Below are 14,985 nucleotides of genomic sequence, written 5' to 3'. Positions count from 1 at the left end.
CACGCCCGTGCAACCTGATCAATCCATTCAAGTCGCCGGCGCCGGCACCGGCCGCGCCGACGGGCGCGCCGCTGGCGGCCCGTCGCCGAGCGGCTCGGCAAGCCGGCTTTGCACCAGCGCGGCGATCACGTCGGACTGGGTCACGATGCCGGCAAAGCGCCGTTCGGCGTCGATCACGGGAATATGGTGCAAGCCGCTGTTGGCCATCAGCGGCACCAGTTCGACGATCGGCGTGTCGACAAAGGCCGAACTGATATGGGTACTCATGATCTGCCCGACCACTTCCGGCTTGTCCGAATGGGTGTGGCGCGTGCGCACGATCAGCTGGCGCAAGCGCGCGCCCAGCGTGCGGAAATCATCGAGGTCGCTGTAGCGCAAAAAATCTCCTTGCGAGACCATGCCGATCACGCGCCGCGCGCGGTTCAGCACCGGGATCGCGTGCACCTGGTGGTAGCGCATCATGCGCCAGGCTTCGCCCAGCTCGGTCGAAAACTCGGCCGTAAGCGCATGGGTGGACATGATGGCGCCGCAGGTGATGACGCCGAAGCGGCGCGAATACGCATGCGCTTCGGTGGCCAGGATGATGTTTTCAAGGTCGTCGCGGCTGACGTCGAGCACCTGCCCGTAGTGCGCCAGCACGTCGTCGAGGTCTTCGCGCTGAAAGCCCAGGCGCGCGCTGGGCACGACGTCGCCGGTGGCGTGCGGATTTTCCAGCACCGAGCGCTGCGGATGCGGATAGCGTTTGCCGCTGAGGTTATTGAACGCCAGCGCGGCCAGCACCATCAAGGCCGAATTGAGCGCCACCGGCAGCAGTGCGAATTGAAAACCCATCGCGTGCACGGCGGGGCCGGCCAGCACGGCCGTCAGCCCGACCGCGCCGCCCGGCGGATGCAGGCAGCGCAGCGCGAACATGGCGCCAATGGCCGCCGCGCCCGCGAGCGGCGCGGCCAACCAGTGGCCGCCGCACAGCTTGTAGCAGGCCACTCCCGCCAGCGCCGACACCACATTACCCCCAAAGACGGCCCAGGGCTGGGCCAGCGGGCTGCCGGGCAGGCAAAACAGCAGCACGGCCGAGGCACCCATGGGTGCGATCAGCCACACGCCTGCGCTTCCCAGCCACAGCATCGACAAGCCGGCCGCGGTAGCCAGTGCGCACAGCGCGCCGGCGACCGCGCGCAGTTGTTCGGACAGGGGAACGGTCGGCTTGGCGGGCAGTAGATTTTGCAGCCAGGAAGGAATGTCGTTTGGCATTGTTGAAGATGCGAAAAACATGAATTAGAGCACAAGCGCCCCTTCGCTGCATTGCTTGATACTTTGCAAACACGCGCCGGGGCACGCCGCTAGCATGGACACATCAGTCCGTCATAAAAGGGGAATGCCATGATCCGCACCTGCCTGTTCGCCAGCATGCTCTCGCTCACTTGCCTGCCTACGCACGGCGCCGCCAGCCTGTACACGGACTTGTATGGCAAGGCCTGCAAGACGGTGGAACTGGACCGCGGCAGCGGCGCCAGCACGCGCCAGTGCGCCGGCGTGGGCGGCTTCAGCCTGCTGGTGCACGAGGCGCGCGCGCAAACGTCGATCGATATCGTCACCCCGCGCGGCGCAGTCTATCCGCTCGAGTATTGGGAAGTGGTCACGCCGGGCTTGTCGCGCGTGGGGCGCAAGGCCGAGTGGCGTGTCGCGGAGCGTAATGGCAAGCCGACGCCCACCGCGCTGCTGGTCAGGCTGGACACGGGCAAGACGATCCTGGAAGGCCCGCGCGAGGCGGCCGGCACGATCATCACGGCGGCGCGCATCGCCAGCGATGGGGCATGCGTGGTGTATCAGGGCGATGGCGCGTTAAAAACGGCTGACACGGCGGCGCGCAGCGCGGTAGTGGAGTCCGGGCGCAAGTGCCTGGGGGTATTTTCAACCTCCGGGCGCGTCCGCACGGAACTTGCCAACTAAGACGGATACATGGCCCCCGGTCGGGGACGATGTCGTGTCATTACTGCCCGCGCGGACCCTTGTCGGCGCCCTTGTGATCCTTGGCGCCATCATTCTGGTGGCGTCCATCAACTTCATGCGATTCAGCACGCTGGCGATTGTTGTCGGCGTCTTGCACAGCCTGCTGCGCTTCACGTTGCTGCTGCTCGCGCGAGTCTTCGATAGGCTTGGTCATGGCACTCTCCTTCATGTGATTGAATGAGGACGATACGCGACCTTGCCCTGCCCGACTGTTCGACAGGCAACATAAGAACCCATAAACTTTTACGGTCCCGGCAACCTGTCCAGCGCTTCGCGAAACGGCAAGCGTTCCACTTCCGGCGCGCGCAGCAAGCGGTCCATGCCGTCAAAGGTGCTGTCGGCCAGGGCCCAGGCCAGCGGCGTATCGTTATTCGCCTGCATGCCAAACCACAAAAACCGCTGGGGATCGTCGCGCCGCTCGGCCGAGACGGCAAACGTGGCGCGCGCGGCGCGCGTATTGAACAAGCCCAGCGGCGGGGCCAGCAACTCGGACAGGAACGTCATGTCGAGCCTTGCCGCCAGCGGCGCCAGCCGGCCCGACGGCGCCATCGCGCCCGGCGAATTGCTGATCACCATCACCACCGGCTCGATCACGAAGCCGCGCGCGCGCCAGCGCTCGAGCATCGGGCGCATTGCAAAGAGCAGGTCGCGCACCGATTCCACGCCCGAATTTTCAAAGTAGCCGCCATCGATCACCCGCCCCCACGGGTAGCGCGCCTGGCCCGCCTCGCACACGGCGGCGCGGCCGTTGCGCTGGCAGCCCGACACCGTTCCCGCCGGGCTGATGTAGCTAAAGCGCGCGCTGTTGTGCACCGCCGTGGCCAGACTCATCTGGCGCAAGTCGAGCATGGGATCGAAGGCGTCGTAGGCGTCCGGGAAACGCCCGTCGATCACCAGGTCGCTGGCGATGACGCGGTTGCCGCCGTCGACCAGCGTGGCGTTGAGCAGCAGCGAAGGCACGTCGAGCGCGCCGTCTTCGCTCCACAAGGTGTCGAAGCGCTGCGCGAAACGCTCGCTACCGGTGGCCTTGCGCCAGCCATGCTCCCAGCCCTGCTCCATGGCGCGCGCGCGGTCGGCGCTCGGCATGCGAAATGGCAGCAAGCGCTGCAGCATGTCCGGATACAGCAGGTAGCCCAGCGTCGGCGACAGGTAATCCTGGCGCAGCATGGCGCGCACGCAGGACTGGTACATGGCCGCCGGATGCGCGCGCGCGCATTGGCTGCGCGCCAGTGTGTCGCTGCCGGCGTCGGCCATCAGCGCGGCGAAGGTGGCGCCCGCCAGGCTGCCGCCGGACACCCCGCTCAGGGCAAACAGATGGCGGCCGAAGCGCGATGCGCTCTCGTCCTGCAGCTTGGCCAGCACGATGCCGGCCCAGTAGGCGGCGCGGATGCCGCCCCCTTCAGCGGCCACCAAAAACAGTGGGAAGGGCGTACCGGCGCGCAGTTCGCCCCGCGCCGCGCGCGACTCGAGCCAGGCGTCGAGATGCTCGTCGACCTGGCGCCGCATGCTCACGCCCTGATCTGCTTCGATCAGGGCGATGGCGTGGTTGTCGTTCCAGGCGCTAAAGGCAATGAACAGCAGCAGCGGCGCGGCCGCCATCGACGGCAGCCTGGCCTGCTTGAAAAAATACGTCAGCACCAGGTCGCCGAACAGGATCCAGCTGGCCAGCGCAAAGCACAGCAGCACCGGCGCGGTAACGAACGAGGTCACTTCAACCGGCTTCCACCAGACCGCGAACAGCAGCGCAAAGGTGCAGGAGATGGCGAGCACGACCGTGCCCAGGGTGCGCTGCTGCAGCGAGCCAAAGCGCACCTGCAGCTTTTGCCCCGGCTCAAAACCGCCAAAGCGCGAGGCGAACCAGCTGCGCCGCTTGACGACGAACAGGGCGATGGCAAGCGTGGTTGCCAGGCAGGCCAGCGCCAGCGCCGCCAAGCCCAGGCGGCGAAACTGCAGCGTGAGCACGGCGCCGGGCAGCACCGCCAGCACGCGCGGCAGCCACAGCCGCATGCCATTGACAAAAGGCGTGTCGCTGCGGTCGATGACGGAGGTGTGCTCGAACACGCGGCCAAGCGTCAGGCGCGCGCTGTACCAGGCCGACAGCGACCAGGTGGCCACCGAAAATAGAAATAAGGGAAAGTTCCAGCCGGGCTGGCTGACCAGGCGCAGGCATTCGGCGCCCTGCGGCACGCCCACCAGGCCGATTGCGCCCAGCACGGTCAGCGTCACGCTGTAAAAACAGCGCCACAGGAGCGAACCGATTTCCTTCAGGCGATCGCCAATTTCGCGCACCAACTGCAACATGCAACTTCCCCTCGCGGACACCTTTGTTAAGGAACATCACAAGGGTGACTGCTGGGGCTGCTAGCGGAGTTGCGCGAAATCAAAGAAATGCGCGTGGACTACCAGATCGTAGCGCTTAATCGAGCTTGATGAAATGCTCGCGGTAGTAGCGCAGCTCTTCGATCGATTCGATGATGTCGGCCAGCGCCGTGTGCTTCTGGTGCTTCTTGAAGCCGCCGACGATGCCCGGCTTCCAGCGCTTGCACAGCTCCTTGAGCGTCGACACGTCCAGGTTGCGGTAGTGGAAAAACGCTTCCAGCTTGGGCATGCCGCGCACCATGAAACGGCGGTCCTGGCAAATGGTATTGCCGCACATCGGCGACTTGCCGGCCGGAACCCACTGCTTCAGGAAGGCGATCAATTCAAGCTCGGCCTGCGCTTCCGTCACGGTCGAGCTCTTGACGCGCTCGATCAAACCGGAGCGGCCATGGGTGCCCTTGTTCCACGCATCCATCTTGTCGAGCGCTTCGTCGGACTGGTGGATCGCAAACACGGGACCTTCGGCCAGGATATTCAGATGCAGGTCGGTAACGACCACGGCCACCTCAATGATCAGGTCGGTATCCGGTTCGAGGCCCGTCATTTCCATGTCCACCCAGACCAGGTTGAACTCGTTCGGACGCTGCTGCGCGGCCGGTGCCGGGATGGCTGAGGGTATTTCAGTGGCTTGTGACATAATTCTCTCTTGGCCTAAACAATCCTGCATTTTCTCACAGGCACCGAATGTATTCATCTGCGTTTTCAATTTTGTTCGTCAGTTTCTTCATCCTGACGCTGGCGCTGCGCTTCTGGCTGGCGTCGCGCCAGGTGCGCCACGTCAAAGCGCACCGTGGCGCGGTCCCGGCCGAATTTGCCGCCAGCATCCCCCTTGCAGCGCACCAGAAGGCGGCCGACTACACCGCCGCCAAAACCACCTTTGGCTTGCTCACGCTGTTTGTCAGCAGCGCCGTGCTGATCGGCTTCACGCTGCTGGGCGGCCTGCAATGGCTGTCGATGACGCTGCTGCCGCTGACCGGCGCGGGCATGACCTACCAGTTGGCGCTGCTGGCCGCCTTCGCGCTCGTCAGCGGCCTGCTTGACCTGCCATTCGACTACTATCGCCAGTTCATGCTGGAGCAGCGCTTTGGTTTCAACAAGATGTCGGTGGGCCTGTGGCTGGCCGACATGGCCAAGGGCGTGGCGCTTGGCGCGCTGATCGGCCTGCCGCTGGTCTGGGTGGTGCTCACGCTGATGGACAAGACGGGTCCGCTGTGGTGGTTGTACGCCTGGCTGGTCTGGAGCGGCTTTCAGTTGTTGCTGATGGTACTCTACCCGACCGTGCTGGCGCCCCTGTTCAATCAATTCACGCCCCTGCAGGACGCCAGCCTGCAGGCGCGCATCGAAGCGTTGATGCAGCGCGTGGGCTTTGCCTCCAAGGGGCTGTTCGTGATGGACGGCTCCAAGCGCAGCGCGCATGGCAACGCTTACTTCTCCGGCTTTGGCGCCAACAAGCGCATTGTGTTCTTCGACACCTTGCTCGCGCGCCTGGCGCCCCAGGAAATCGAAGCGGTGCTGGCGCATGAACTGGGCCACTTCAAGCTCAAGCACATCGTCAAGCGCATTGCCGTCATGTTCGCCGTCTCGCTGGCCTTTCTGGCGCTGCTGGGTTTTCTCAAGGAGCAGACCTGGTTTTACCAGGGCTTGGGCGTCGATCCCGTGCCCGGCAGCGGCAACGACGCCATGGCGCTGATCCTGTTCATGCTGGTGCTGCCGGTGTTTACCTTCGTGTTCTCGCCCCTGACGTCGATCAGCTCGCGCAAGCACGAATTCGAGGCCGACGCTTTTGCCGCCACCCATTCCAGCGCGCGCGACCTGGTCTCGGCGCTGGTCAAGATGTATGAAGACAATGCCTCGACGCTGACGCCCGATCCCCTGCACTCAGCTTTTTACGACTCCCATCCGCCGGCCTCCGTGCGGATCAAGCAACTGAACCTGGCGGCCACATGACCCACACTAATACGCTCAATGCCACCCTGGCCGAAACGCACTGCGCCGAGAACGCTCCCGCCCTGGACGCCGGCGCCATCGATGACCTGCTGGGGCTGCTGCCCGGCTGGGCTATCATCGACGGCAAGCTGCAAAGCAGCTTCTCGTTCGCCAATTACTACCAGACCATCGCGTTCGTCAACGCCATCGCTTGGGTCAGCCACCAGCAAGACCACCATCCGGACCTGATGGTCTCCTACAAGCTGTGTGCGGTCAGCTACACCACCCATTCGGCTGCCGGCGAACTGTCGCTCAACGACTTCATCTGCGCGGCCAAGGTCAGCGCCCTGTATGTGCAGCGGACGGCTCAGTGAACGGCACAGCGAACAGCCCCATGAATAAAATCACCGGTACCATCATCGCCGGCCACGGCCGCCATTACGTGGCCGAAGCCGACGGCCGCAAGCTGCAATGCGTCACCCGCCAGCGCAAGACCAATATCGCCGTGGGCGACGTCGTCAACCTGATGATGACGTCCGATGACCAGGCCGTCATCGAATCGACCGCCGAGCGCAAGACGCTGCTGTACCGCTCGGACCAGTACAAGTCCAAGCTGTTGGCGGCCAACCTGACGCGCCTGTTCATTGTCGTGGCGACCGAACCCGGTTTTGCCGACGACCTGATTTCGCGCTCGCTGGTGGCCGCCGAAGCGGCCGGCATCGACGCCCACCTGATCCTCAACAAGACCGACGTCGCCGACCTGCTGCCCAAGGCGCGCGAGCGCCTGCTGACCTACACCTCGCTCGGCTACCCGTGCCACGAAGTGTCGGCGCGCGGCAATCCGGAGCACGCGGTGGCCACCTTGATGCCGCTGCTAACTGGCCAGTCGTCGATCTTCATCGGCCAGTCCGGCATGGGCAAGTCGTCGCTGATTAATTTGTTGGTGCCGGACGCCGACATCGCGGTGCGCGAAATTTCAGCCGCGCTCGACACCGGCAAGCACACCACCACCTTTACGCGCCTGTATTCGCTGGGCGAAGGTTCGTCGATCATCGACTCGCCCGGCTTTCAAGAGTTCGGCCTGTACCACCTGTCCGAAGGCATGCTCGAACGCGCCTTTGTGGAATTCACCCCCTACCTGGGCGGCTGCAAGTTCTACAACTGCCGCCATCTGATCGAGCCCCAATGCGCCATTTTGCAGGCGCTCGAAGAAGGCAAGATCGCGCGTTTTCGGCACACCCTGTATGGACAGCTGCTGCACGAATCGGCCCAGACGCTGTATTGACGGGGCATTGACGTTCCATTCGCTGTAGAGGATCGTCGCTTTTTTGTTGCTCAAGGCATACAATCGCTGCATACACCGGCGAGGCGATTCCATGGACATGTTCACGGCAGACGACAAGGTAGCGCAGTGGGAAAGCGCCCTGCTCCCGCTGCGCGGCGCCGAGCGCTTGCCGCTGCTGCTGCCGCTGGCCTGGCACCTGCGCCAGCGCGACACGCGCCGCGCCCTGGCGTTCGCCACCGAAGCACTGGCCCTGCTGCCCGATTCTTCCCTGCCCGACTCCTCCCTGCCCGACCCCGAACACGCCAGCCAGGTGGCGCGCATGCACCTGGTGCACGCCGAAGGCAAATGGCTGGACGGCCACCTCGATGATGCGCAAGCGCGCGCCACCGATGTGCTGCAGCGCTTTGCCGCGCTCGATGACCGGGCAGGCTGCGCCGACAGCCACTGGCTGCTGGCCTGGATCGCCGTCGACCAGGGCAAGCATGGCGCCAGCGACGCCGCTCTGGCCGCCGGCGCCGCGCAGGCGCGCCTGGGCGGGGACATGTTGCGCGCCGAGCTGGCCGATGCGGCCCGTGCGCGCTGGGCAGTGCTGGTTGAGCGCAACAGCGCGGTGGCGCAATGGGGCGGCCAGTTCAATGCGCATACGCGCGTGGCCGACCCTGCGCTGGCGACCTGGGTCAACGATTTCCTGGCGCTGGCCGCCAGCCAGACGGGCGACTTTGGCGCCGCCGCCGGCTACTTTATTGGCTGCTACGAATGTGCGCTTGAGAGCGGCCAGCTGCGCGCGGCGATCATCGCCGCCACCAACATCGGCGAAGACTTCACGCTGCTGGGCGACCATCACTCGGCCCTTGAATGGATGCAGCGCGCGCTGGAGCTGGCGCGCCCCACCGGCTGGCCGCGCAGCGTGGGCGCCTGCCTGATGCACACGGCCGACACCTTGCGCCGCCTGGGCCAGCTCGACCCGGCGCACGACCTGCTGCAAGAAGCGCTGACGATTTTAAAACCCCTGGCCGGCGCCCGCAGCTACGCCATTGCACTGCAGTACCTGGGCGACCTGTCGCTCGACCAGGGCGACTTCGACGCCGCGCTGAACGCCTTTACCCGGCTCGAAGCGCGCGCCGACGTGCTTGGCCAGTCGGACTTTCACAGCATTGCACGGCGCGGCCAGGCACACGCGCTGGGCCGGCTGGGCCGCGCCGACGAAGCGCTGGCCGTGGCCGCGCAAGCGGTGGCCATCAGCGTGGCCGACGACAACCCGCACAACCAGATCGCCGCGCTGCGCGTAATGGCCATGGTCCACTCCCAGCATCCGCGCCACGGCCTGCCCGCGCCGGAGGGCATGACCGAGCCGAACGCCGCCCTGCACTACTTGGTGCAGGCATTGGCGCTGGCAGCGACCATCGAAGGCTATACCGTGCCGGGCGACCTGTACGACGCCATGGCGCGCGAATACGCCGCCGCGGGCGACTTTCGGCGCGCCTACGAAGTGGCCATGGCCGGCTCGCTCGCGCGCGAAACCACCCACAGCCAGGAAGCGACCAACCACGCCATTGCGATGCAGGTGCACCACCAGACCGAGCACGCGCGCAACGAAGGCCACCACCACCGCGAACTGGCCGCCTCCGAAGCGCGGCGCGCCGAGGTGCTGGCCCGCACCAGCGCCACGCTCGAACGCCTCTCGACCATTGGCCAGGAAATCACCGCCCACCTCGACGCGGCCGCCGTGTTTAGCGCGCTCGACCGCCACATCCACGGCCTGCTCACGGCCAGCACCTTTGCCATCTACATGACCGATCCGGCGCACACCGAGCTGCAGCGCGCCTTTGGGGTGGAACTGGGGCAGGCGCTGCCCCCGCATGCGATCGCACTCACGCACCCGTCGGCGTACGCGGTGCGCGCGCTGCTGGAACGGCGCGAAATCTACATCGCGCACTGGCCCGACTGCGAACATCAACAGGTGGTGCCCGACACCCTGGTCAACATGAGCGCCCTGTTCGTGCCGCTGACGGCCGGCGAACGGGCGATCGGCGTGATGACGGTGCAGGCCCCGCAGTCGCATGCCTATGGCGAAAACGAGCGGATGATTTTTCGCACGCTGTGCGCCTACGGCGCCATTGCGCTCGACAACGCCGACGCCTACCGCCAACTGCAAGATGCACAGGCGCAGCTGGTGTCGCAGCAAAAGCTGGCCGCGCTCGGCGCGCTGACGGCCGGCGTCGCCCACGAATTGAACACCCCAATCGGCAACAGCTTGCTGATTGCCTCGACCATGCAGGAAAAGACCAGCGAGATCGAAACGCTGATGAACGGGCGCGGCTTGCGCCGCTCCGAACTGGCCGCTTTCGTGGCGGACTCGCAAAAGGCAGCCGCGCTGGTGATGCGCGGGTTGACCAGCGCGGCCGACCTGGTCAACAGCTTCAAGCAGGTGGCGGTGGACCGCACCACCGAGCAGCGGCGCTTTTTCAATTTGCAGCAGGTGTGCCACGAAATCATCGCCACCATGATGAACCGCATCCGCGCCGCCGATCATCGGATCGAGATGGACGTGCCCGACACGATCGGCATGGACAGCTATCCCGGCCCGTTCGGCCAGGTGATCACCAACTTCATCGCCAACGCCTTGCTGCATGGGTTCGCGCCCGGCGTGTCCGGCACGATGCGCCTGTCGGCCGCGCTGACCGGCGAGGCCCGGGTGCAGGTGCGCTTTGCCGACGACGGCGTGGGCATCCCGAGCGAACATCTGGGGCGCATTTTCGACCCGTTCTTCACCACCAAGCTCGGTCAGGGCGGCAGCGGCCTGGGGCTGTCGATCAGCTATAACATTGTCTCGTCGCTGCTGGGCGGGCAGATCGGGGTGAACAGCGGCTTGAACAATGCAGACAGCGCCGGTACCTGCTTCACGCTCGATCTGCCCTTGCGCGCGCCCGAGCAGGCGCCGGACGCCGGCGGCATCTACTGAAGACCGGCAGCGCTGCGCAACGGGGCAACTTGTCTATACATTCACCACGCACACCCTCGACAAAGGAAACCCTTATAATTGCTCGGACAACACTCGCAACCGGCCGTCCCCATGCCCCCAAATACACCAATCAAGCACTTCCTGCAGTTTTCCGACTTCACGCTCGACGAGTTCAACTACGTCATCGCGCGCGCGGCGGTCATCAAGCGCAAATTCAAGGCCTACGAGGTGTACCACCCGCTGGTGGACCGCACCCTGGTGATGGTGTTCGAGAAAAATTCAACCCGCACCCGTCTCTCGTTCGAAGCCGGCATGCACCAACTGGGCGGCGCCGCCATCTACCTGAACACGCGCGACAGCCAGCTGGGGCGCGGCGAACCGGTCGAGGACGCGGGCCAGGTCATCAGCCGCATGTGCGACATCATCATGATCCGCACCTTCGGCCAGGACATCATCGAGCGTTTCGCGGCCAATTCGCGCGTGCCGGTAATTAACGGGCTGACCAACGAACACCACCCGTGCCAGGTACTGGCCGACATTTTCACCTTCGTCGAACACCGCGGCTCGATCGCCGGCAAGGTCGTGGCCTGGATCGGCGACGCCAACAACATGCTTTACTCGTGGCTGCAGGCGGCCGAAGTATTCGGCTTCCACCTGAACGTGTCGACCCCAAAAGGCTACGACATCGACGAGTCCCTGGTGGCTACCAGCCGCTACACCTTTTTCGACAATCCGTCCGACGCCTGCGCCGGCGCGCACCTGGTCAACACCGACGTCTGGACCAGCATGGGCTACGAAGAGGAAAATGCGGCGCGCCTCAAAGCGTTCGCCGGCTTCATCGTCGACGCCCAGAAAATGGCGCGCGCCGCGCCCGACGCCCTGTTCATGCATTGCCTGCCGGCCCACCGCGGCGAGGAAGTCGCGGCCGACGTCATCGACGGCGCGCAGTCCGTGGTCTGGGACGAGGCCGAGAACCGGCTGCACGTGCAAAAGGCGCTGATCGAATACCTGCTGCTCGGGCGCGTCGCCAATCAATAATTACCCCTACATCAAACTGGAAACACCATGAGCGACATTAAAAAAGTAGTCCTTGCCTATTCGGGCGGCCTTGACACCTCGGTCATCCTGAAATGGCTGCAGGATAACTACCAGTGCGAGATCGTCACCTTCACCGCCGACCTGGGCCAGGGCGAAGAGCTGGAACCGGCGCGCGCCAAGGCGATCAAGTTCGGCATCAAGCCGGAAAACATCTACATTGACGACGTGCGCGAAGAATTCACGCGCGACTTCGTGTTCCCGATGTTTCGCGCCAATACCGTCTACGAAGGCGAATACCTGCTCGGCACCTCGATCGCGCGCCCCCTGATCGCCAAGCGTCTGATCGAAATCACGCGCGAGACGGGCGCTGACGCCATCTCGCACGGCGCCACCGGCAAGGGCAATGACCAGGTCCGCTTCGAACTGGGCGCGTATGCCCTGAAACCGGACGTCAAGATCATCGCCCCGTGGCGCGAGTGGGACTTGCTGTCGCGCGAAAAACTGCTGCAGTACGCGCAAGACGCCGGCATCGAGATCGACATGAAGCACAAGAACGGCGGCGCGCCCTATTCGATGGACGCCAACCTGCTGCACATCTCGTTCGAAGGGCGGCACCTGGAAAACCCGAGCGCCGAAGCCGAGGAATCGATGTGGCGCTGGACGGTCAGCCCGGAAAACGCGCCCGACGCGGCCGAGTACATCGACCTGGAATACGAAAAGGGCGACATCGTGGCCATCAACGGCGTACGCATGACGCCGGCCACGGTGCTGACGGAATTGAACCGCGTGGGCGGCAAGCACGGCATCGGACGGCTGGACCTGGTGGAAAACCGTTACGTGGGCATGAAGTCGCGCGGCTGCTACGAAACGCCGGGCGGCACCATCATGCTCAAGGGTCACCGCGCGATCGAATCGATCACGCTCGACCGCGAAGTGGCGCACCTGAAGGACGACTTGATGCCGCGTTACGCATCGATGATCTACAACGGCTACTGGTGGTCGCCCGAGCGCGTGGCGCTGCAAACGCTGATCGACCATACCCAGCTGTCGGTCAACGGCTGGGTGCGCATCAAGCTGTACAAGGGCAATGTGATCGTCGTTGCGCGCGACTCGAAGACCGATTCGCTGTTCGACATGAACATTGCTACCTTCGATGAAGACGGCGGCGCCTACAACCAGGCCGACGCGGGCGGCTTCATCAAGCTCAACGCGCTGCGCATGCGCATTGCCGCCGTGGCCCGCGAAAAGCGCGGGCAGTAAGCAACAGCACGCAATAGCACGCAACAGCACGCACCAGCGAACAAGCTCGCAAGCCGCCTCCGGGCGGCTTTTTTTCGCCATCCACCCCGGGGTCAGTTCCCCCATTGCGACACGGCCTCAGCTGTATCGGGCCTTTAAGGACCAGTTCGTGTCGTAATGGGGGAACTGACCCCATTTTTATGCATATTCCATGTTACATTTCTACAGGAAATTATGTATCTGGAGAAGTGCATGTTCAAGAACATCAGGATCGCAAACAAACTGGCGCTCGGCTTTGGCACCATCGTCTTCATCATGCTGGTGCTGTTGGCGCTGGCGTACGGTGTTTTTGCGCGCCTGGCGGCGGCCAACGCGTGGGACCGGCATACGCTGGAAGTGCTGCTGGAAACCAATCAGCTCGCCACGTCCGTGGTCCAGGTGCAAAATTCGACGCGCGGCTTCATGTTGACCGGCAGCGAAAAACTGGCCGCCGCCGTCGATCCCGAAGACCTGTTGGCCCATGAGCACCTGGCGCGCGCCTTCAGCCTGACGGCCGACAACCCGGCCCAGCAGGAGCGCCTGGCGCGCCTGAAACCCATGCTCGAGGGCTGGATGCAGGAGGTGATCCGACCGCTAATCGTCAAGCGGCGCGAAGTCAATACCAAGGTGGGCGAATCCCAGCAGGTGGCCACGGCCGCCGATGTGCTTAAAGGGGCCCAGACGGTAGGCGCCATTCGCGCCCTGATCGCCGATATCGGCGCCGAGGAAAACCGCTTGCTGGCCATACGCAGCGCCGAATCGCAGTCGCTGCAAAGAACCGTCTCGCTGCTACTGGTGGGCGGCGGCGCGGTGTGCGCGCTGCTGGCGGTGCTGATCGGCTGGGTGCTCACGCGCGCGCTGCTCGCGCCGGTCGACAAGCTGATGGACGCCGTCGCTGAGATCGCCCGCGGCAACCAGGGCGCGCGCGCGCAAGTGCTCGGCACCGATGAACTGGGGCGCGTCACGCTCGCCTTTAACGCCATGGCGCAAGCCATCGAGGACAGCCAGGCCGCCGAAACGGCAGCTTCCGGCGCGCTGCGCGCCAAGGTCGATGCGCTGCTCGGCGTGGTCTCGCTGGCTGCCTCGGGCGACCTGACCGGCAACGTGCAGGTGCACGGCGAGGACGCCATCGGGCGCATGGGCCAGGGCCTGCAGACCATGGTCGACAATCTGCGGCGCTTGCTGAGCAACGTGCAAAAGGCTGGCATCCAGGTCACCACCAGCGCCACCGAAATTGCCGCCTCGGCCAGGCAGCAGGAGGCCACCGGCATTGAACAAGCGCAGACCAGCGTCGAGATTCTGGCCACCACCAAGGAGATTTCGGCCAACACGGCGCAGCTGTTGAAGACCATGGAAGGCGCCACCGCCGTGGCCGACTACACCACGGGTGCCACCGCCCAGGCGCAGACCAACCTGGCGCGTATGGACCAGACCATGGGCCAGATGGTGGCCGCCACCGATGCCATCAACGCCAAACTGGCGGCGCTGTCGGAAAAGGCGTCCAACATCAACAGCGTGCTGACCACGATCACCAAGGTCGCCGACCAGACCAACATCTTGTCGCTGAACGCGGCCATCGAGGCTGAAAAAGCGGGCGACGCGGGGCGCGGCTTTTCGGTCGTGGCCACTGAAATTCGGCGCCTGGCCGATCAAACGTCGGTCTCCACCTGGGATATCGAGCAGATGCTCAAGGAGATGCAGTCGGCGGTGTCGGCCAGCGTGATGGGCATGGATAAATTTTCCGAAGAGATCCGGCGCAGCGTGGAGGAAGTGCGCAGCGTCGGCGCCCAGCTCTCCGGCGTGATGGACCAGGTGCAGCGCCTCGCGCCCCAGTTCGATCTGGTCTTGCAGGGCATGCAGTCGCAGGCGCAGGGCGCCGCGCAGATCGCCCAGACCATGATGCAGCTGGCCGACACCAGCCACCAGAGCGTCGACTCGCTCAAGGCCACCAGCGAGGCGGTGCACCAGCTGCAGTATGCGGCGAGCGACCTGCAGTCGTCGGTTGCCACGTTTTCAGTGAACAGCGCCGCGTGATGGGCCGCCGGCACTCATCGCTTCGACGTCCCGCAGGCGCGGGCCCGTCAGTGTTACATTGTGAGCGATCAAC

Annotated in this window: 12 protein-coding genes; 8 read left to right on the top strand and 4 right to left on the bottom strand. The window is 64.7% G+C overall.

All coding sequences use genetic code 11. The features are described from left to right. Positions 1-27: 27 nt before the first annotated feature. A complete protein-coding gene (locus ACP7BV_RS01790) occupies positions 28-1,251 on the bottom strand; it encodes an HPP family protein (RefSeq protein ID WP_426100882.1) in 1,224 nt (407 codons plus the stop codon). 129 nt (positions 1,252-1,380) lie between these two features. On the opposite strand from ACP7BV_RS01790, the gene ACP7BV_RS01785 reads away from it, so the two are divergent. After that, positions 1,381-1,950, top strand: coding sequence for a hypothetical protein (locus ACP7BV_RS01785; protein ID WP_426100880.1), 570 nt, complete (start codon positions 1,381-1,383; stop codon positions 1,948-1,950). A gap of 40 nt (positions 1,951-1,990) precedes the next feature. Here ACP7BV_RS01785 and ACP7BV_RS01780 read toward each other — a convergent pair whose 3' ends face one another. The 3 genes from ACP7BV_RS01780 to orn form a co-directional block, all read right to left on the bottom strand. Beyond that, positions 1,991-2,164 carry a hypothetical protein gene (locus ACP7BV_RS01780; protein WP_426100878.1) on the bottom strand — a complete coding sequence of 58 codons (174 nt, stop codon included), beginning with the start codon at positions 2,162-2,164 and terminating at the stop codon, positions 1,991-1,993. A gap of 89 nt (positions 2,165-2,253) precedes the next feature. Further along, positions 2,254-4,311 carry a hypothetical protein gene (locus ACP7BV_RS01775; protein WP_426100876.1) on the bottom strand — a complete coding sequence of 686 codons (2,058 nt, stop codon included), beginning with the start codon at positions 4,309-4,311 and terminating at the stop codon, positions 2,254-2,256. Positions 4,312-4,426: 115 nt separating this feature from the next. Next, positions 4,427-5,026 (bottom strand): oligoribonuclease, encoded by a 600-nt coding sequence (orn, locus tag ACP7BV_RS01770; protein WP_426100874.1) that lies wholly within the window; start codon positions 5,024-5,026, stop codon positions 4,427-4,429. Positions 5,027-5,073: 47 nt separating this feature from the next. Between orn and ACP7BV_RS01765 the strand changes: the two genes are divergently transcribed. The 7 genes from ACP7BV_RS01765 to ACP7BV_RS01735 all read left to right on the top strand — a co-directional run bounded on the left by ACP7BV_RS01765 (position 5,074) and on the right by ACP7BV_RS01735 (position 14,912). After that, positions 5,074-6,336 (top strand): M48 family metallopeptidase, encoded by a 1,263-nt coding sequence (locus tag ACP7BV_RS01765; protein ID WP_426100872.1) that lies wholly within the window; start codon positions 5,074-5,076, stop codon positions 6,334-6,336. Then, positions 6,333-6,689 (top strand): 4a-hydroxytetrahydrobiopterin dehydratase, encoded by a 357-nt coding sequence (locus ACP7BV_RS01760; protein ID WP_426100870.1) that lies wholly within the window; start codon positions 6,333-6,335, stop codon positions 6,687-6,689. Before ACP7BV_RS01765 ends, ACP7BV_RS01760 begins: the two co-directional genes overlap by 4 nt. A gap of 20 nt (positions 6,690-6,709) precedes the next feature. Next, complete coding sequence (rsgA, locus tag ACP7BV_RS01755; protein ID WP_426100868.1) at positions 6,710-7,600, top strand: ribosome small subunit-dependent GTPase A; 891 nt, start codon at positions 6,710-6,712, stop codon at positions 7,598-7,600. A gap of 91 nt (positions 7,601-7,691) precedes the next feature. Continuing rightward, positions 7,692-10,562 carry an ATP-binding protein gene (locus ACP7BV_RS01750; RefSeq protein ID WP_426100865.1) on the top strand — a complete coding sequence of 957 codons (2,871 nt, stop codon included), beginning with the start codon at positions 7,692-7,694 and terminating at the stop codon, positions 10,560-10,562. A 111-nt stretch (positions 10,563-10,673) separates the two neighbouring features. Continuing rightward, a complete protein-coding gene (gene argF / locus ACP7BV_RS01745) occupies positions 10,674-11,600 on the top strand; it encodes an ornithine carbamoyltransferase (RefSeq protein WP_426100863.1) in 927 nt (308 codons plus the stop codon). A 27-nt stretch (positions 11,601-11,627) separates the two neighbouring features. Beyond that, positions 11,628-12,860, top strand: coding sequence for an argininosuccinate synthase (locus ACP7BV_RS01740; protein ID WP_426100861.1), 1,233 nt, complete (start codon positions 11,628-11,630; stop codon positions 12,858-12,860). A 231-nt stretch (positions 12,861-13,091) separates the two neighbouring features. After that, entirely contained in the window at positions 13,092-14,912 is a 1,821-nt protein-coding gene (locus ACP7BV_RS01735; protein WP_426100859.1) for a methyl-accepting chemotaxis protein, read from the top strand. Positions 14,913-14,985 lie beyond the last annotated feature (73 nt).

This window comes from Massilia sp. TSP1-1-2, from assembly GCF_049896185.1.
Classification (GTDB): domain Bacteria; phylum Pseudomonadota; class Gammaproteobacteria; order Burkholderiales; family Burkholderiaceae_D; genus Telluria_A.
The sequence above is the reverse complement of the archived record's forward strand: the minus strand, read 5'-3'. Positions and strand labels throughout refer to the sequence as shown.

Coding starts and splice junctions, on each gene's coding strand:
- ACP7BV_RS01790 (WP_426100882.1), bottom strand. CDS start 1,251: ATGCCAAACGACATTCCTTCCTGGCTGCAAAATCTACTGCCCGCCAAG.
- ACP7BV_RS01785 (WP_426100880.1), top strand. CDS start 1,381: ATGATCCGCACCTGCCTGTTCGCCAGCATGCTCTCGCTCACTTGCCTG.
- ACP7BV_RS01780 (WP_426100878.1), bottom strand. CDS start 2,164: ATGACCAAGCCTATCGAAGACTCGCGCGAGCAGCAGCAACGTGAAGCG.
- ACP7BV_RS01775 (WP_426100876.1), bottom strand. CDS start 4,311: ATGTTGCAGTTGGTGCGCGAAATTGGCGATCGCCTGAAGGAAATCGGT.
- orn (WP_426100874.1), bottom strand. CDS start 5,026: ATGTCACAAGCCACTGAAATACCCTCAGCCATCCCGGCACCGGCCGCG.
- ACP7BV_RS01765 (WP_426100872.1), top strand. CDS start 5,074: ATGTATTCATCTGCGTTTTCAATTTTGTTCGTCAGTTTCTTCATCCTG.
- ACP7BV_RS01760 (WP_426100870.1), top strand. CDS start 6,333: ATGACCCACACTAATACGCTCAATGCCACCCTGGCCGAAACGCACTGC.
- rsgA (WP_426100868.1), top strand. CDS start 6,710: ATGAATAAAATCACCGGTACCATCATCGCCGGCCACGGCCGCCATTAC.
- ACP7BV_RS01750 (WP_426100865.1), top strand. CDS start 7,692: ATGGACATGTTCACGGCAGACGACAAGGTAGCGCAGTGGGAAAGCGCC.
- argF (WP_426100863.1), top strand. CDS start 10,674: ATGCCCCCAAATACACCAATCAAGCACTTCCTGCAGTTTTCCGACTTC.
- ACP7BV_RS01740 (WP_426100861.1), top strand. CDS start 11,628: ATGAGCGACATTAAAAAAGTAGTCCTTGCCTATTCGGGCGGCCTTGAC.
- ACP7BV_RS01735 (WP_426100859.1), top strand. CDS start 13,092: ATGTTCAAGAACATCAGGATCGCAAACAAACTGGCGCTCGGCTTTGGC.